The following is a 17,894-nucleotide window of genomic DNA, read 5'->3' as shown; positions in this document are numbered from 1 at the left end:
AGGATTACTCATCGGTCAATCTCCCCAAACACGATGTCGAGCGAGCCTAAAATCGCGGAGACATCAGCCAACATATGGCCCTTGTTCAAATAATCCATGGCTGCCAAATGCGGGAACCCTGGCGCGCGAATTTTACAGCGGTAAGGCTTATTCGTACCGTCCGCGACCAGATAAACACCAAACTCGCCCTTTGGCGCTTCGACACAAGTATAAACTTCGCCCGCTGGCACGTGGAAACCTTCGGTATAAAGCTTAAAATGATGGATAAGCGCTTCCATGCTTTGCTTCATTTCGGCGCGGCGGGGCGGCGTGATTTTGTTATTCGTGCTCATGACGGGGCCGGCCGGCATCATCTCCAGGCACTGCTTCATGATTTTAACAGATTCATACATCTCATCAACGCGGCAGAGGTAGCGGTCAAAACAGTCACCGTTCTTACCCAGCGGGATTTTAAAATCGAGTTCTGAATACACTTCATAGGGCTGGTTACGGCGAAGGTCCCACGGAATGCCGGACCCGCGCACCATAATGCCGGAAAAGCCCCAATCATAGCAGTCTTGCTTCGACACCACACCAATATCGACGTTGCGCTGTTTAAAAATACGGTTACCCGTCAGCAGCGTCTCAATATCCTTAAGCTTTTGCGGGAACTGCTCGCACCATAGAAGCAAATCATCGACCAGCTTTGGCGGCAGGTCTTGGTGAACACCCCCAGGACGGAAATACGCTGCGTGCATACGCGAGCCTGATGCGCGTTCATAAAACACCATTAATTTTTCGCGCTCTTCAAATCCCCAGACAGGCGGGGTCAGCGCGCCAACATCCATCGCCTGAGTCGTGATATTGAGCATATGGCTGAGAATACGGCCAATTTCGGAGTATATAACGCGGATAAAGCTCGCGCGGCGCGGCACTTCAATGCCCGCAAGCTTTTCTATTGCGAGGCAAAACGCATGCTCTTGGTTCATCGGCGCCACATAGTCAAGGCGGTCAAAATACGGCATGGCTTGCAGATAGGTCTTATGCTCGATTAGCTTTTCTGTACCGCGGTGCAACAGACCTATATGCGGGTCAACGCGCTCGACAATCTCGCCTTCCAACTCCAGCACAAGACGCAACACGCCGTGAGCCGCAGGGTGCTGCGGACCGAAATTAATGGTGAAATTGCGGTCATCACCTTCGAGTATAGCTTCATGTTTGGTCATTATTTCAAACCCTCTTCACCCTCAAAATCCGCAATTGCGGCATCGGGCACAACAGTCGTACAGACACTATAGTCAAGCACATTTTGGCGAAAAGCGCTGCCAACGCGGCGACGAATAACTTCGCATTTATTATGAACAGGCAAAGCGATGTTACGGAAGGACGCCCCAGACCCTTCCACATGGCCACGCATCATGCGTTGCAAATCTGGTGGGAATTGAGAAATCCGACGCTCAAGTTCTGCGTCAGACATATTATCGACGACCTCTTCTGCACCGTAGCCGTCATCAAGATAATTAGCATAGGCCATAATCTGATCCCAATAGGCCGCAATAGACATCAAATCATCCATATTGTGATACCACGCAGGACTACTGCTTGCGGACGCGCTACCCGGTTTTTGACCATAATACATTGTGCCGCCAACCGCCGCCATTGAACATGTTTGCGCAACCCGAACAGGGGTCTTGCCGAGCGAGCCGCGATATAAATCCTCGGAATATTTAGTGACGACATTCAAATATTTTGTCCGACAGGCCGAAACCGCTGGGTCGCCCTCTTCATTATCGCAAATGTCGTTGTCATTCACGTCATCACAGGGCTGTTGCATCGTTTTTGTCAGGCCGTTCGCAACTGGAGCCGCATTAGAGGCCTCATTTGGAAAATCCATACCGCTTAGAATTTGTTCAATTTGCGCTGGCGTCATACCCGCTTCGACCAAGCCTTGACGCATCTCAGATTTGCTTGGCATCATCGCAGCAATCTGTTCAGGCGTCATGCTATAGGGTGACGCTTGCGCAGCCGCCATAGGCGCAGTGACAAAGGCCGCAACGCACAACAAGGATAATGCCGTCAATGTGCGGGCCAAACGCATTAAGCCTCCTCCGCTTTCTCATCACCCGGCAGGACGTATTTCGCGCCTTCCCATGGGGACATGAAATCAAAGCTGCGATATTCTTGCGGTAGGTTTACAGGCTCATAGACGACCTGTTTACGCTCGTCATCATAGCGCACTTCGACAAAGCCCGTCAGCGGGAAGTCTTTGCGCAGTGGATAGCCTTCAAAACCGTAATCAGTCAGGATACGGCGCAGATCTGGATGACCATCAAAGCTAATCCCGTACATGTCGAAAGCTTCGCGTTCATACCAATCAGCATTGGGGTAAAGCGCGGTTAGGCTCGGGACGGGGACGGCTGTATCTGTTGTGATTTTCACGCGGATGCGGCGGTTATGCTGCATGGATAGCATGTGATAGACCACATCAAAGCGGCGGTCGCGAGCAGGATAATCTGCGCCTGCAATGTCCATCAAGGCCGCAAAACGACAGACCGGGTCATCGCGCAAAAAGCTAATGACTTTCACGATCTCTGCACGGCGGGCATTCACTGTGATCTCTTCGCCTTTGTTGCCAAAGTCATGGATATCGACAGAATTGACGGCGTCGCCGAGGCTATCGATGATATGATCTTTCAAATCTTGCATGATCTATCTTTCAATATTGCCTTCGCGGCGAATTTTCTTTTGGAGCTGCAAAATACCGTAGACCAGCGCTTCAGCTGTCGGAGGGCAACCAGGGACATAAATATCCACGGGCACAATACGGTCACAACCCCGCACCACGGCGTATGAATAATGGTAATAACCACCGCCATTGGCGCAGCTACCCATTGAAATCACGTATCGCGGGTTAGGCATTTGGTCATAAACCTTACGCAGCGCAGGGGCCATTTTATTGGTCAGCGTACCCGCAACAATCATCACGTCCGACTGGCGGGGGCTAGCACGCGGTGCAAACCCAAAGCGTTCCACATCGTAACGCGGCATAGAGGCTTGCATCATTTCAACAGCGCAGCAGGCCAGACCGAATGTCATCCACATCAAGCTACCTGTGCGCGCCCACGTGATCAGATCATCGGACGCCGCCGTGATAAACCCTTTATCGGCCAGTTGATCGGATAGACCGTCAAAATACGGGTCGTGTTTTTTCGGATCATAAGCAGGTGTGCCCAAGTCGCGCGCAGCAGCGCCAGCCGCAAATTCAGGGTCGTTTGGCATAATGATATTTGTCATCTTTATCTCCTTCGGTCTGCTTGACTATTCCCAGTCAAGCGCCCCCTTCTTCCATGCGTAGACTAGGCCAGCGACCAGTTCCATCAGGAACAACATCACCACGAACCAGCCCCAAAAGGTCATTTCATCAAGGGTGACCGCGTATGGGAACAAGAAGGCCACCTCAAGGTCAAAGATAATGAACAGAATTGCAACGAGGTAAAACCGCACATCAAATTTCATGCGGCTATCGTCAAAAGCGTTGAAGCCGCACTCATAGGTCGAGACTTTCTCGCTATCGGGACTGGACGGAGCCATTAATTTGGCGGCCACTAGGAACAAAAGCGACAAGGCCGTCGCAATACCGAATAGGATGATAATCGGGAGATAGTCTAAAAGAAAGTCAGACATAGGGGCTCTTCTAGTCAAAAGTCAGGCGCGAGGCGCATATTTGGCCGTCAGTGTCATTATGGCGAGCCAAAGACTCGGCCAAGAGCATTGGCAGTCGGGGCGGAAACTAGTCAGCGACCCTCCCCTTTGCAATGGCTAAATCATGATTTTACAGGGTTTTTACCTGCAAATCAGCCGCCTAATTGCGACTGTTTCGCAAGTGCATTTATGCAGCCGCAATAGCCGTGGCGGTCTGTCGCATGACGGCTTTCGCCTCGGGCTGCGGCAAGAACATCCACATGTGATTCTGACCCTTAACTTGGGTTAAATGCACCTCTGTGCCTGCTGCCTTGGCCAAATCTGCAAATTTGAGGATGTCTGGGTAAAGCAAATCGCGCCCACCCGCCCAAATATGCAGCGGCGGTAAACCTGATAAATCGCCGTATATCGGGCTGCATAAGGGGTCTTTGGGGTCGCGGTCACCGATATAAAGCGCTGTCGCCATGGCGATGCCGTCAAGCCCAATCATGACAGAGCGCGCGTCCGCTGCGATGACGTCAGGATTGCTCATGGATACATCCACCCAAGGCGACCAGAGGATGAGCGCAGCTGCACTCTCTTCGTCATTATCACGCTGATATTGGGCGACTTGCACGGCCAGACCCGCCCCCGCACTATCGCCGCCCATGATAATTTTTGCCTTTGGATATTGCACGCGAATGTCGTTGAATATCGCGACGCCAAAGTCTCTGATATCTTGGACCGATGCGTCTGGCGCCAGCGGATAACGCGGCGCGATTATGGTCGTGTCAGAGGCTATGCAAAGCTTTGACAGCCCCGCAAAATGCTCTTTCATAATGTCGTAAAAATAGGCTCCGCCGTGAAAATACAAAACCACGCGCGTCTCAGTGCTATCGCCTTTTGGAGGATGCAGCGTGTAAACGTCGCGACCCATAAAAGCACTCTGCGTGATGCTGTGTTTGCGGCGCATTTTTTCAGTCGGATAGCCTCGACGCCGATAATCCGCCGCGATGGCTTTTTGCATATTATCTTTGTACCGGCTGCGAGCCAGCACAAAGTTGATGAGTTGTCCGCGCAAACTGACCACGGCTATAACCCCATTTGGCGCACAGCCAAGTCGCGCATGATTTCCTCAGACCCGCCACCAATGGCTAGAACTTTGACTTCTCGGTAGACATTTTCCACACGGTTCCCGCGAAGATAACCCGCCCCGCCGAGGATTTGCATCGCCTCACTGGCGCAAAACTCCAGCGCTTTGGTTGCGAAGAACTTAGATTTGCATATTTCCGCCACTGGTAAATCGCCCTGCTCTATGCTCCAGCAAATATTATCAAGATAGGCTTGGGTCGCGTCAATTTTGGCCGACATATCCGCGATTTTATGGCGTATGACTTGGTGCTTAATCATCGGCTTCCCGAAGGTCTCGCGCTGTTTCGCCCATTCAATACTGTCGTCCAAGCAAACTTTCATCATGCCCAGCGCAATGGCCGATAGCCCAAGACGTTCATAGTTGAAATTATTGACGATCTGGATGAAGCCGTAATCTCGTTGCCCCATCATATTTTCGGCAGGCACGCGGCAATCATCAAAAAACAATGTCGCCTGATTGCTCGCCCACCATCCCATTTTCTTTGTCAGCGGCGCACGCGAAAAACCGGGCGTGTCGGCATCAACAAAAAATAGTGATATTCCCGTCAACCCGGGCCCGCCTGTGCGAGCTCCGATGACAAAATACTCACTTTCCATACCGCCCGTGATAAACGTCTTTGATCCATTAATAACCCAATGATTGCCGTCCAGCTTGGCCGTCGTCTTCATATTAGCGACATCAGAGCCGCCGCCAGGCTCAGTAATGCCGAGGCTAGAGCCCTTACGGCCCTGCACGATGTCTTTGAGGCAGCGGTCTTTGATGTCTTGGCTCGCGAGTTTTTCAATGGGATCCAGTGATATACCGCGTCCGCCCAGCGCGGCTTGCACACCGCCCGCGCCGCATTGGGCCATTTCCTCTGCGTAGATGACCCGCATAAACGGGTCATCAAAGCCTAGACCGCCGTAACGCTCGTCAATACCCAAACCAAAAACACCCAGCGCACCAAGTTTTTCATGTAACGCCCACGGCACCGCCCCTGCCTCGTCCCAGTCAAAAGCGTAAGGACGGATTTCCTTCTCAACGAAATTTTTTATGACCGCGCGAAAGGCCGCGCGTTCTTCGGTTTCAAAAGGGCGTTTCATATACATCTGCGCATATCCTATCTGTGCGGCAATTCGCTTTCCATGCTTATGTGGATTACCTTGCCTTATCAACGGTCTATCGGCTAGGGACATAGCGGGGCGATAATCCCGACAGTCATTCTAAGGCCCCGTTAATGTTGGCCGCCCAAGAGTCTTGTAGGAGCTTTGCATGCTAATTTGGTTTGCCTTTGCCGCGATTGCGATTTTAGTCATTCTATACGTCTGCGGGCCCCTTTACGGCCCTGTAGAAGACGCCGTGGAATCCGAGGAAGTCGCGCAATATAAATCAGAGTTGCAGGCCCTTAATGACCTTATAGACAATGGAACCACGGGTGACGATATAGAGGCCAAGAAACGTGTCTTGGAGAAACGCCTTATAGAGGTCGCAACCCGTAAAGCCGCAGCGTCAACGCCAGTATCACCCGTGACGCTTATGGGTGTGGCGGGGCTATTCGCGCTTGGCGGGGCTGCACTTTACACGCAAATCGGTGCGCCAGAATTAACTGACCGTGCAGCATTAAAAACACCCACCTTATCCGCTGACCAAGCGCTCTCACAAAACAGCGTTACGGGCGGCGCCATTGACCCCGACCACGAGGGTGACGTAACGATGGAAGAATTGGTCGAGCGGCTAGAGGTTCGCTTGCAATCTGAACCTGACAACCCCCAAGGTTGGATACTATACGCGCGGTCTTTGATGACATTGCGACGGTTTGAGCGCGCTTTTGAGGCCTATGAAAAAACGCTCGCCCTGACCGATAACAACCCGAATGTGACAGAGGAATATGCTAGTGCCCGTGCCTTTGCTTCGCAAGAAAATGGCCAGGCCCCCGCAACGATACCCGCCCCTCCGATCACAGCAAATCGCGCGCAACCCGGCCCAACACAGGACGACATTGCGGCGGCACAATCTATGTCTGATGAAGACCGCAGCGCGATGATTCAGGGCATGGTTGACGGCTTGTCAGAAAAGCTTGTCGACAACCCTAATGACCCACAAGGCTGGGTGCGGCTGTTGCGGGCACGCAAAGTTTTGAGCCAAACGCCAGAGGCCCAAGCCGAAATTGAGCGTATGAAAAAGCAGTTTGGCGACCGCCCGCTGACCATCGCGCAAATCCTGCAACAAAGCGGCTGGGAGTAGCGCGTCACAGACCCAGGTCCTCCGCTACGTCTTGGTAATTATTGAGTTTTTACTTGTAGCGCACGCTGTTTTGTGACTAAGCTGTAACCCTTAGCACATATCTCAGAGGGCGCAACCATGAGCACAATTAAAGACAAAGACCTAGCCGCATTTATGGAGGCGGTCATTGCCCGCAATCCGGGCGAACCAGAATTTCATCAAGCCGTTCAAGAAGTCGCAATGGATATTGTGCCTTACATCAAAGACAATAAACGCATGCAAGAAATGCGGATATTGGAACGCATGACAGAACCCGACCGTATCGTGTCCTTCCGCGTGGTTTGGCAAGATGACGCTGGAAAAATACAGGTCAATCGCGGTTATCGTGTGCAGCAAAACAATGCCATCGGCCCGTATAAAGGCGGTATTCGTTTTCACCCAACAGTGACGCAATCTGTTTTAAAGTTCCTGGCGTTTGAACAAGTCTTTAAAAACAGCCTGACGGGCCTACCGCTTGGTGGTGGTAAAGGCGGCGCTGATTTTGACCCCAAGGGTAAATCTGACGCCGAAATCATGCGCTTCTGCCAAGCCTTCATGACAGAGTTGTCTAAATATATCGGTCAATTCACTGATGTGCCTGCGGGCGATATCGGCGTTGGCGGCCGCGAAGTCGGCTATATGTTTGGCCAATTCAAACGTCTAAAAGACACATTTGAAGGTGTTTTGACAGGCAAAGGTATTGAATTTGGCGGCTCGCGCATCCGTCCAGAAGCGACGGGTTACGGCGTTGTCTATATGATGGAAGCCATGCTCGACCGCATAGGCGAAAAACTCGACGGCAAAGTTTGCCTCGTCTCTGGTTCTGGGAATGTAGCGCAGTTTTGCGCTGAAAAACTGCTCGATTTAGGCGCTAAGGTTGTTTCCATGTCCGACAGTTCTGGCACGGTTTATAAAGAAGACGGGCTATCGCGTGATGACCTCCAGTGGATTATGGATTTGAAGAACGAGCGCGGCGGACGTCTGTCCGAGGCTGAAAAAGGCATTGGCGCGAAATTTTACAAAGGTAACCGTCCCTGGGCCCTGCCCGGAGAGTTGGCTTTTCCCTGTGCCACGCAAAACGAGATTGAAGAAGCGGATGCGCGCGCGCTGGTTAAAACAGGTTGCCGCGGCATTTCCGAAGGCGCGAATATGCCCTCTACACCAGAGGCTATTGATATCATCAGAGAGGCCGGCATCATGCACGCGCCCTCCAAGGCCGCTAACGCTGGCGGTGTGGCTGTATCAGGCCTAGAGATGAGCCAAAACAGCCTGCGTATGAGTTGGTCACGCGAAGAAGTGGATGAGCACCTTAAGAAAATCATTCTCAACATCCACACCCAATGCGTGGACAAAGGCGGCTGTGACCATGATGTAAATCGTATTGATTATTTCAAAGGCGCGAATATCGCAGGCTTTGATAAAGTCGCCAATGCGATGCTGGCTTACGGAGCGGTCTAACAGGCTAACAGCCTGCTTTCTCCTGGTCAGCCCCTTCACGCCATCAGAGGTGATTGTGCCTTGCCGCGATTGCTAGGGCCGCGCAACGGCTAACAATTTGCTACGCCACAAGGACTATCGAAAATATCCTCATCGGGCCACTCAAGGTCAAAGAATGGGTCAAAGACAGTATCGATCGGGTCAACCAGTTTTTGCGGCACACCCGGCAAGTCATCGTCTTCTTCGGGCAGAACAAAGACATCAACATCGAAGGTCCGGAAATCTGGGCCCGTGGTTGGTTCTGTGCGCAGGCGCTCATTAAATAGTTTAAAGCTATCTGGCGGCAAAACGAACGGACCAATGGGTGCGCTATCGGCGCGCGGGATAAAGACGGCATTACCACTTTGGTTGACCGTAATCGCCCCGCCGCGCGAGACGATACGAATTTCACCGTCTGGATTACTGCCCGTTTGTCGCGACCCTGGCCCGCGCAAAACAAAAATGGTTGCGCCGTCTGGGTCAGCCTGTGACGGGTCATTGATCAGACCCAACTCTAGCGCAATTGCAATAGCGTCCTCACCAACCAGACCCTCAACGATCGTGCCCCGCACACCAAGCGAGGCCACAGGCGTATCAATCGACACGCTCTCTGGCCCGGATTTTGAAATATTGCCCGACATAAAACGGAACATGCCTTTGGTGACATTGGCTTGTAAGGAATTGGAGTCTTTGTCTGGATCATAAACAAATCGGTCGATCACCAATTCACATTCTGGCCCGACGGTAAATACCGTTTGATCTTTTAACAGCACTTGCAGGCTAGAAACGCGCGCTGAATTGACCTGGTCGCCAAGGCGCACATCATCTTTGACGATCGCCTTTTTGACGTCTTCGCCTTGCGACTGAATTGTCACTTGCCCTTTAACAGCTGCGTTCACGCCAATGACGTCCTGAGCCAAGGCCGCGCTCGGTAATCCGATAAGCATGGCAGTGGTCAGTAAAGCTGATTTTATTGTGTAAGTTTTTGTCATCGCGCGCCCCTAAAAATCCAACAAAATTTTGAACTCACCGCCCAAATTGTCAAAGCCGCTACCCGGGATATTGGTTTTTCGTTCAATGTAGTTCCCGGCAATCTCAAAAGTGACGGGTTCCAGCAATCTGCGCGGGCCCATGCCAAAGGATTCGAACAGACGATTAGCCTTTATGCCTGTTGCCAAACGGCCTTTGAAGTTTTCATCCGCGCGTGGTTCTGCGGGGAATAAAAAGATGGAGTTGCCATCATATTTAATATCGCGATATTCACCAGACGCCCGAATATAACTGTCCGCATTAAAGGCATAGACGGCTTGGGCACGAGCGCGAAAGCCGTCATAGGCCAAACTATCATCAACGGCCTCTTTATCCTCATAGGCCAAATTAAAGACCATCAAGACACTATCCGTAGGCGTGTATTCAAGCCCGGCATCCAGCACAAGCTTATCACCAGAGCGGTTGACTTCATTGGTTGTGAAATTCAGTTCTTTAAAGTCCTGATCCGCATATTCCCCGCGCAAGCTCCAAATCAGGCTCTCTGATAACGCAGCGCTGACGGCCGCAAAACCGCCAATTTGATCAAGATAAGACTCACCGCTCACATTGACCGTGAGAAGTTCAGGACCAGCAGACACTTTGATCGAGCCGATGCGGCCCTCAATGCCAGCTTCCAATCCGTAAATATCAAAGTCAGCGTCACTGACTGTTTCGTGGCGGCGAATTTGGGCGTCACCGCGCACATAGAGACGCGAATTGCCTGTATCGGATAGCGGCAGACTATAGCGTCCCACGGCTTGTAACGTCGCAGAGCTATCGCCTTTGTCACGACCGCCAAAGACCACATCGCCAATCGCATTACCCGCATTATCATCATAACGCGCGCCAATGGCCACGCGACCTTCGAAACGCGGGGTGGCGCTTTCTTTTTCACCGTCAAAATCATCTTGATAACGGTTAAGTTGGCGGCGCTGCGCAGGTGTAAGCGGGCGGCCTTCTAGCAAATTTAGCTCCCGCACTGCCGCTTGTCGGTCATCAAGTTGGTATAGCGTCAGCGCGTAAAACAGGCGCGCAGAGTCCCAATTGGGTTGGGCAAACAACATGCGTTCTAACGCGGCGGCTGCCGTTGATAAGTCGCCGGCGGCTGCTTGTTGGCGCGCATAGGCCAGGTTTAGATTCTGATCATCAGGGTTTTGATAAATATCTTCAAATGTGATGGGCGCGTTGTTATCTGCGGCATGGGCGGTTTGCGCTGCAACGAAAGCCAAGCCCACATAGCTGCCCGATAACAATAGCGCGGCGACCGCACGGCGCATATTCGTCGCCTCAATCAGGAGAGTGTGTTTCATAAAATCGCCCCACTTTGGTATCTCACGCGGCGCCCCGCTACGTAAACATCGATACAACCAGACAATAGGGCAATCAAAAGATTAACTCAAATGATTATTTAATTGACCGAATCCATTGCCATAGCAGCCGATACTGCGCATTGTGAACTCTGACAAAGCAGACGAGCGTATACGGGGGCGCAATCCGTGAAGACCATAATCGATTTTATTTTGAAACGCCGGAAAACGGTGATTCCGACGGTATTGGGGCTGCTCAGTGTTCTGTGCTTTTATACGGCCTGGGCTTATAAACCGCCGACCATTGAACAGCTTGGCAATCTTTTATTTGACCGTTACCAAAATTTGTCGCCTCGTGAATATCACAAAGACATCCCCGTGCGTGTCATTGATATTGATGACGAAAGCCTAAAACGTCTTGGTCAATGGCCATGGCCCCGCACGACCATGGCGGCGTTAAATGACCGACTTGCCCAAGCCGGTGCGGGAGTTATTGCTTACGATATCATATTCTCTGAAGAAGACCGCACATCGCCGGAAAAAATCGCGGCCTCTATCCGGGCGCGCTCTGGTGCTGATATTGATTTGGGCGCTCTTGATGTCTTGCAAAACCACGATGAGGCTTTCGCGCGCAGCCTAGCCTCGACGAACACTGTGCTTGGGTTTTTCCTTGTGCATTATGATACAGGCCGCACGGTAAAACCGCCTGTGGGCTTTGCAGGGTTTGAGATTGGCCTTGATAAAATAGGAAATTTTCAAAGCACATTATCCGCCATTCCTATCTTATCAGACGCCGCGACGGGCCAAGCCTTTGTTAGCTTTCATCCCACTGGTGACGGGATTGTGCGCGGCGCGCCGATGATTTACCGCGTCGGAGACCAGCTTTTACCGAGCCTGTCATTAGAGGCTATGCGCGCGGTACAAGGCGCAGGTGCCTATATTCTATCCAGTAGCCAAGCCGCCAATAGTGGGGCAAGTGAGAGCGCAGAGAACGCTCGGTTTTCTCGCATAAAAGTTGGCGGCTTTGAAATGCCGACAGATCCGGATGGCATCTTCCGAGTTTATTATTCTCCGCAAACGCCAGAGATAAACGACCACCGCATGATACCAGCGTGGAAAATTCTTGACCCTAATACGCCAACATCTGAATGGGCCGACAAGGTGGCGGGTAACATCGTTTTCATTGGCACGGGCGCAGAAGGTTTAAAAGATATTGTAGCGACCCCCGTGGCCGCGCGCGAACCGGGTGTTGTCGTTCACGCCCAAGTGGTCGAGCAGGTCATTGGCGAGCAATTAAAAGGCGGCGGACAATTACTAAAACGGCCTTTCACGATGGATTATCTGGAAATGTTCCTCATCCTATCGCTCGGCCTGGCGCTGGCCTTTATCCTGCCGCGTCTCTCTGCGGCTTGGGGGGCGCTCCTAAGTTTGACGATGATTGGCAGTATCATTGCCTATAGCTGGCATAAATTCTCAGGCGAGCAAATCCTGATGAACCCAATTTATCCGGTGCTGTGTATTGGGACAACATACCTAATTATGACCATAGCGTCGTTTTACATGACAGAGACCGAACGCTCTCGTATTCGCAATGCATTTTCTATGTATTTGTCGCCTACCATGGTGAAGAAAGTCAGCGATGATCCCGGGCTTTTGACGCTCGGCGGGGAAGAACGCAATATCACAATCTTATTTCTTGATATCCGCAGCTTTTCTAAAATATCCGAAGCGCTCACGCCGCAAGAAATTACGACATTTCTTAACATCTTTCTCACCCCCATGACTGACACGCTCCAAGATATGAAAGCGACAATTGATAAATATATTGGTGACGCGATTGTGGCGTTTTGGAACGCGCCGCTAGATGACCCAGAGCATGAGAAAAATGCGGCCCGCGCCATATTAAAAATGAACAAGACACTGGAAAAACTAAACGCCGACTATAACGCCCAAGACGCAATCAAATGGCCTGGTGAGGTATCAATGGGCATTGGCATCAACACAGGCATTTGTTGCGTCGGGAATTTGGGATCAGAGCAGCGCTTTTCATATTCTATGATTGGGGACGCTGCCAATTTGGCATCCCGTATCGAAGGCCTGACCAAACAATACCGTGTGTCATCCCTTATCGGGAACAGCACAGCTGAGGCGGTCAGTGACTTTGCCTTACTAGAAGCCGACCTTATCAAAGTGGTTGGGCGGCAAACACCTGAACGTATCTGGATTTTGGCCGGCGACGAGGCGACGGCACAGAAGCCTAAATTCCAAGCGCTGCGTAAAACTCATGGTGATTTTCTGGCCAAGTTCAGAGACGGTGATTGGGACGGCGCGCTGGCACTGCTGCCGCTGTTAAAAGACGCCGCCAGCCATTGGGATTTCGCAGGGTATTATGACGTCATCGCAGACCGTATCACGGACTATAAAGTCACGCCGCCACCCGCAGATTGGGGCGGCGTTCATATCGCAACAAGCAAATAAGGGGATTAGTAAAGCGCGCCTTTGATGGGCTGTATATCCGCTGGCAAGTCCTCTTCATTCAGGCCAATCTGGCGCAGCTGAATTTCCAAATTGCGCGACAAGGCATCCATCGGCACGACATTGCGATTATTGATGAAGGGCTCTTCCATATAAGACCCAATCCCGTCAATCATCGAAAAGACCCAGCCAATAATCACTACAGCGGCAATTGAAAAATACCCGATGTTTTCAACGGATGGCAAAGAAAACGCCAGCAAGACGACCAGCATCCAGATAAAGACATCCGTGAAAAAACTATAATGTGTTGGAAACGGCGTGGTCTTTAAGCCTTCGCAACTGACTTGGGCCGCGATTTGTTGACGCAACATGGCAACAATTTCAAAATGCGCGCCGTCAATAAATTGTTCTTCACGGCATGCAATTCGGAAGTCCGGGCTTTGATTAAATATCAATTTCATCGCAGGATTGGCGTGTTTTTTTAATATCTCAAGCTCTTGTGGTTCTATCATGCCCGCAACATCTTGCAGCGGGGCTTGGCCTTTTAGCTGGCGGTTCAGCACCCAAGCCCACGCAATATTACGGCGGATCATACGTTGCATGACATGAGCAGCCAGAGCGGACTCCTCGCCCGTTTTATTGTTGCGATAACCCTCACCGTCGACACGCGCCAAAACGCGAGAGAGGTTTAAGGAGGACGCAATCGCATCAGACCAATATCCCCGCGCGCGGTTCCAACGATCTACGGCTGAATTGGTGCGAAACCCTAAAAAGATAGACAGCGCCGTACCCAAAATTGAGGGCGTTATCATCGAGATTGCGATATCTTTGTCACCAAATTCAATAACGGTTATAGCGCCAACAAGGCCGATAAGCGTCATAATCAATAGCCGCAACCAGATGATTTTCAGCAGTCGCCAAATCGAGATGTGTTTTTCAATAATCATGGAAAGCTAGCGACCTCTATTCCATATCAAGCGTATGGCGCACGACATAGGCATGGGCATCATCATAACGCACTACGGCCTTACCTGACGGCGCATTAGCAGAATGCGTGGTCAGCCGTTCGCCGTTCCAATGATGGAGCGAATATCCTGGCAAAGTATCGACCAGCAAAATGCGGTCATCGGGCATATCAATCGTGATTGGCGCCAGTTCCAATTTTACCTGCGGGGCAACGGCACGGCAGACCGATATAGTCGTATTCCCAAATTTTTTGAAAATCGTTCGGTGCACATGACCGGCGCAGACATGGACAACATTATCATATTTCTCAATCGTTTCACGCAATGCCACAACCCACGGGGCTTTGAACTTGGCCGTCATCCACGCAATGCCTGTCTCTATCGGCGGGTGATGGAGCGCGATAAAGGTTGGACGGTCGGGTTGCTCGGCAAGGGTTTTATCAAGCCACGCCCGACGCCGTTCACAAAATTCACCGCCATGAAAGCCGTTTTTAAGCGTATCAAGCACGATAACGCGAACAGGGCCTGCGTCTTCAATGGTATATTGCAAAAAGCCGTCGTTAAACTCGGCATCGGGAAAGACACGGCCAAAAACTTCGCGGTTGTCATGATTACCCATGGCGTAATACAGCGGATAATCGAGATTGGACAGCGCGTCCTTCAGCTTCTCATAGGCCCAGCTTTCACCGCTTTCGACCAAATCACCCGTGACCAGTATCAAGTCGGGTCGCTGCACCATGCCGTTCATTTCATCAATGACGAGCTTTAGCCGTTTGGAATTCATACATTCGACATCTGGCCCCCCAAACCCGATGTGCAAATCTGTAATTTGCGCGATAATCATGTCTGGCCCCTTTTCCGTGGCACTTTTATTTGGGCCCTATCGCCCTATTTTAATCCACCACCAAAATGCGGGTTGCTCAAGCTCGCCTTTTGTACATCATCCAGCGCCATATGTGGTTCGTTATGATAGCTGTGGCAGGTTAAACAATTTGTTGGGAACTTCCCTTCCGCAAACTTGCCCCCTGCTCTGTAGCTTTCCTCACCAATATGACAATCCCGGCACACACCAATCTTTGGCAGTAATATATCATTAGACGTCTTTGATGTCTTGGCCGCGTGACAGCTGTCACAGGTTAAGTCGCCAATTTCATGGGCCGCATGATTAAACGGCGATTTTGGATAAAAGGCATCGGATACGGATATTGGCCGCACGACGAAATCAAGCGTTGTAATATCATTGGGGCGGTCAATGACGTGACAATCATAACAGGCCCCGCCTTCGCTAAAGATGGCGTCAACCTTGGCAATTGTCCGTTGCTCAGACTGTTTAAACGCTAATTCCCGGCGATTAAGCTCGCGCAGGCTAGCCGCACGACCTGGACGGCGGCGCGTGCGCGTGTTCATCTCGGCGTCGCGAATATTACCCAGTGCTTTCGCGTCATAAAAATCACGCATAGAGGCGATAACCTCTTCGGGTTCGCCGTGGCGCAACGTCCGCGGATAGCCCTCATCATCTTCAAATACAATTGAATGGCACATGGCACAATCACTGGTCATTCGTACAGGCTCATATAGTGCCCCGCCCGCTTCTTGGCGGTGGCAATCCTCGCAGTCTACACCATCAGAAAAAGCATAACGGGCATCAAGCTGCCCCGCCATTTTCGGCACACCACCTGTTTGGCTCATATGGATATCATGTGGAAATTTCAGACCAGAGAAACCCTTGGGGTTATCATCAAGCGACACACGGATTGTAGTGGGGTCAGTTACGCTTGGCTGGGTGATGATTGTCGGGCGGAACTGCGGATGGTCAGACCCAAAATCGGCGACATTTAAAAGCTCAGTATTGGGGAGGCGCTCATCAAGCCCCGCGTGACAACTGCCGCAGGTTTCTTGATTGGACGGCATAATATGGGCCCGCGTGTTGTGTTCGACATGACAAGAGGCACAGCGCTCCACGGGGCGGCCAAAGGCAATACTAATGTCTTGTAAGTGTTTTTCAAATGCCGTTACGTCAAGTGATGCTTGGCGCATATCGCCGCTGGGCGCGTGGTCACCTGTGTCTTTGTGGCAGTCAATACAGGCACTATCGGCGACGGCTTTCCACGGCTTTTCATGGCATGCCGCGCAATTATTCATCAGGTTTGAATGCATCAACGACACTGGCCCGCTATTCCACGCAAGGTCTGTTTGAAACGGTACAGCCTCTGCGACTTTGCCGTCGGGTTGGTTAATCACATGGATCGGCAGCACAAGGAATATGCCTAAAATCGCCAGTAAAAACGCCCATGACATCAACCGTTTTGACGGCAAAGCCCGCCCCAATCCAAAGACTTGCTTTTCTGCAAGAGTGGCTTTGGGCGCGGCCTCATCAACCATAACTTCTTCGAGCAAAGCCGTGAAAGATTTGCCTTCTGCGGGTGTTTCTATCGTGATTTGATAAGGCCCAATTTTAATCACAGTGCCGGGCTTTAGCGGCCCTTGGCGGCCTGACTTCATGCGGTTATTAATAACCACAGTTTGTTCTGGCGCGGTGTCGAAATAGATATCGTCCTTATCATCAAGGCGTAGCGCCCCGTGCTGTAGAGCGACAGATAAATCTGTCAGGGGAACATCACAGCTTGCGTCGCGGCCAAAACTAATCAGCGGGCCTTCGAAATCGCGTTCGCGCACAGATTCGCGGCCCGTGGGAGAGCGTTTCAAGGTTCTGATAGTCATGCTCATAACCGCCCCCTAATTATAATAAAATACGCTGATAATATGCGCAGCCAGCGCAGCAATCAGGGCAAAGGTGAAAGGAATATGGATGAACAGCCAAATTTGTAATAAGGATTTGTAACGAATATGTTTGCGAATACGGCCGAGCAGCGCGTTTTTTCGTTCCAAAACAGAGATGATATCAAGGACAGGCGAGCGCATATCATTATCTGTTGTGCGCAATTCTTGCTTGAAAAACGTCAGCGCTTTTTGCGTGGTACAGCGCTTATTCTCCCCGCTAATGCGCCGAAAAATAGACCCACCAAGCTGCGTGGTCTGCGCTGCTTTTTCGACAACCGGGATATAATCATTACGCAGGGGTTGGGCTGTATCAATCAACAACGAATTTAGCGAGGCGACTTCGTCCAGCATATGTTGCTGGCTCATTTCGGCGCGGTTTGTACTCATTTTGCGCGGTATTACGGCATAAAAGTAAATCCCGATAAGACCCGATAGAATGACAAAAACCATAATCGCATATGACAGCGTATGCACATTCATACCAAACTGAAACCCGGTATGCAGTGTCGCGACAATCAACAGGCCAAGACCCAAATAGATATGCGCCGATGTCCAGGCTTTCAGGCTCCAATGGCCCTGTGTAATCGCGCGTTTTCTGATGCCCAATACAGATAACCAAAGGATAAGTAGCGCGCCAATCGTGCCTAGCGTATAACCATACCATGTCCCGCCGTTGCGCACAGGATCAAAATCGGTCATCCAATAACCAATGGCGCTGGCAATACAAATAAGGACCGATATTTTCAGCCAGCGGTAGTTTTTATAAGCCAGAAAGCTGCTATGATCATTGGCGGATGACTTGGCCAT

16 protein-coding genes are annotated in these 17,894 nt (G+C 51.2%); 3 read left to right on the top strand and 13 right to left on the bottom strand.

The features are described 5' to 3' along the window. Positions 1 to 8: 8 nt before the first annotated feature. The 7 genes from AB6B37_RS05870 to AB6B37_RS05840 form a co-directional block, all read right to left on the bottom strand. Positions 9 to 1,205 carry an NADH-quinone oxidoreductase subunit D gene (locus tag AB6B37_RS05870; RefSeq protein ID WP_371397959.1) on the bottom strand — a complete coding sequence of 399 codons (1,197 nt, stop codon included), beginning with the start codon at positions 1,203 to 1,205 and terminating at the stop codon, positions 9 to 11. After that, positions 1,205 to 2,077, bottom strand: a complete 873-nt coding sequence (locus AB6B37_RS05865; RefSeq protein ID WP_371397958.1) for a hypothetical protein — start codon at positions 2,075 to 2,077, stop codon at positions 1,205 to 1,207. Before AB6B37_RS05865 ends, AB6B37_RS05870 begins: the two co-directional genes overlap by 1 nt. Further along, positions 2,077 to 2,685, bottom strand: a complete 609-nt coding sequence (locus tag AB6B37_RS05860; RefSeq protein ID WP_371397957.1) for an NADH-quinone oxidoreductase subunit C — start codon at positions 2,683 to 2,685, stop codon at positions 2,077 to 2,079. Before AB6B37_RS05860 ends, AB6B37_RS05865 begins: the two co-directional genes overlap by 1 nt. A gap of 3 nt (positions 2,686 to 2,688) precedes the next feature. Further along, positions 2,689 to 3,258, bottom strand: coding sequence for an NADH-quinone oxidoreductase subunit B family protein (locus AB6B37_RS05855; protein ID WP_371398419.1), 570 nt, complete (start codon positions 3,256 to 3,258; stop codon positions 2,689 to 2,691). Between the two features lie 39 nt (positions 3,259 to 3,297). Then, a complete protein-coding gene (ndhC, locus tag AB6B37_RS05850; protein ID WP_371397956.1) occupies positions 3,298 to 3,663 on the bottom strand; it encodes an NADH-quinone oxidoreductase subunit A in 366 nt (121 codons plus the stop codon). Positions 3,664 to 3,868: 205 nt separating this feature from the next. After that, on the bottom strand, positions 3,869 to 4,687 hold the full coding sequence (locus tag AB6B37_RS05845; RefSeq protein ID WP_371397955.1) for an alpha/beta hydrolase: 819 nt from the start codon (positions 4,685 to 4,687) through the stop codon (positions 3,869 to 3,871). Between the two features lie 65 nt (positions 4,688 to 4,752). Then, a complete protein-coding gene (locus AB6B37_RS05840) occupies positions 4,753 to 5,895 on the bottom strand; it encodes an acyl-CoA dehydrogenase family protein (RefSeq protein WP_371397954.1) in 1,143 nt (380 codons plus the stop codon). Between the two features lie 169 nt (positions 5,896 to 6,064). Between AB6B37_RS05840 and AB6B37_RS05835 the strand changes: the two genes are divergently transcribed. Together AB6B37_RS05835 and gdhA are read left to right on the top strand one after the other, a co-directional pair. Beyond that, positions 6,065 to 7,036 carry a tetratricopeptide repeat protein gene (locus tag AB6B37_RS05835; protein WP_371397953.1) on the top strand — a complete coding sequence of 324 codons (972 nt, stop codon included), beginning with the start codon at positions 6,065 to 6,067 and terminating at the stop codon, positions 7,034 to 7,036. Between the two features lie 117 nt (positions 7,037 to 7,153). Next, positions 7,154 to 8,512, top strand: a complete 1,359-nt coding sequence (gdhA, locus tag AB6B37_RS05830; RefSeq protein WP_371397952.1) for an NADP-specific glutamate dehydrogenase — start codon at positions 7,154 to 7,156, stop codon at positions 8,510 to 8,512. Between the two features lie 89 nt (positions 8,513 to 8,601). Here the strand turns inward: gdhA and AB6B37_RS05825 are convergent, their stop codons facing one another. Next, on the bottom strand, positions 8,602 to 9,522 hold the full coding sequence (locus AB6B37_RS05825; RefSeq protein WP_371397951.1) for a FecR domain-containing protein: 921 nt from the start codon (positions 9,520 to 9,522) through the stop codon (positions 8,602 to 8,604). Between the two features lie 9 nt (positions 9,523 to 9,531). Next, positions 9,532 to 10,869 carry a hypothetical protein gene (locus AB6B37_RS05820; RefSeq protein WP_371397950.1) on the bottom strand — a complete coding sequence of 446 codons (1,338 nt, stop codon included), beginning with the start codon at positions 10,867 to 10,869 and terminating at the stop codon, positions 9,532 to 9,534. A gap of 186 nt (positions 10,870 to 11,055) precedes the next feature. On the opposite strand from AB6B37_RS05820, the gene AB6B37_RS05815 reads away from it, so the two are divergent. After that, positions 11,056 to 13,344 carry a CHASE2 domain-containing protein gene (locus tag AB6B37_RS05815; protein WP_371397949.1) on the top strand — a complete coding sequence of 763 codons (2,289 nt, stop codon included), beginning with the start codon at positions 11,056 to 11,058 and terminating at the stop codon, positions 13,342 to 13,344. Positions 13,345 to 13,349: 5 nt separating this feature from the next. Here the strand turns inward: AB6B37_RS05815 and AB6B37_RS05810 are convergent, their stop codons facing one another. Genes AB6B37_RS05810 through AB6B37_RS05795 form a run of 4 tightly spaced genes read right to left on the bottom strand, consistent with a single transcriptional unit; the run spans position 13,350 to position 17,894 of the window. Further along, positions 13,350 to 14,288, bottom strand: coding sequence for a bestrophin family protein (locus AB6B37_RS05810; protein WP_371397948.1), 939 nt, complete (start codon positions 14,286 to 14,288; stop codon positions 13,350 to 13,352). A gap of 16 nt (positions 14,289 to 14,304) precedes the next feature. Then, positions 14,305 to 15,150, bottom strand: a complete 846-nt coding sequence (locus AB6B37_RS05805; protein WP_371397947.1) for a phosphodiesterase — start codon at positions 15,148 to 15,150, stop codon at positions 14,305 to 14,307. A 44-nt stretch (positions 15,151 to 15,194) separates the two neighbouring features. Beyond that, positions 15,195 to 17,033, bottom strand: coding sequence for an FHA domain-containing protein (locus AB6B37_RS05800; protein ID WP_371397946.1), 1,839 nt, complete (start codon positions 17,031 to 17,033; stop codon positions 15,195 to 15,197). A 9-nt stretch (positions 17,034 to 17,042) separates the two neighbouring features. Beyond that, the gene (locus AB6B37_RS05795) at positions 17,043 to 17,894 is read right to left on the bottom strand and encodes a hypothetical protein (RefSeq protein WP_371397945.1); all 852 of its coding nucleotides are present in this window, start codon (positions 17,892 to 17,894) and stop codon (positions 17,043 to 17,045) included.

The sequence above is a fragment of the Fretibacter rubidus genome, from assembly GCF_041429785.1.
In the GTDB taxonomy this organism is placed as follows: Bacteria; Pseudomonadota; Alphaproteobacteria; order Caulobacterales; family Maricaulaceae; genus Fretibacter; species Fretibacter rubidus.
Note: the sequence above shows the minus strand (reverse complement) of the source record. Positions and strands in the feature narration are given on the sequence as shown.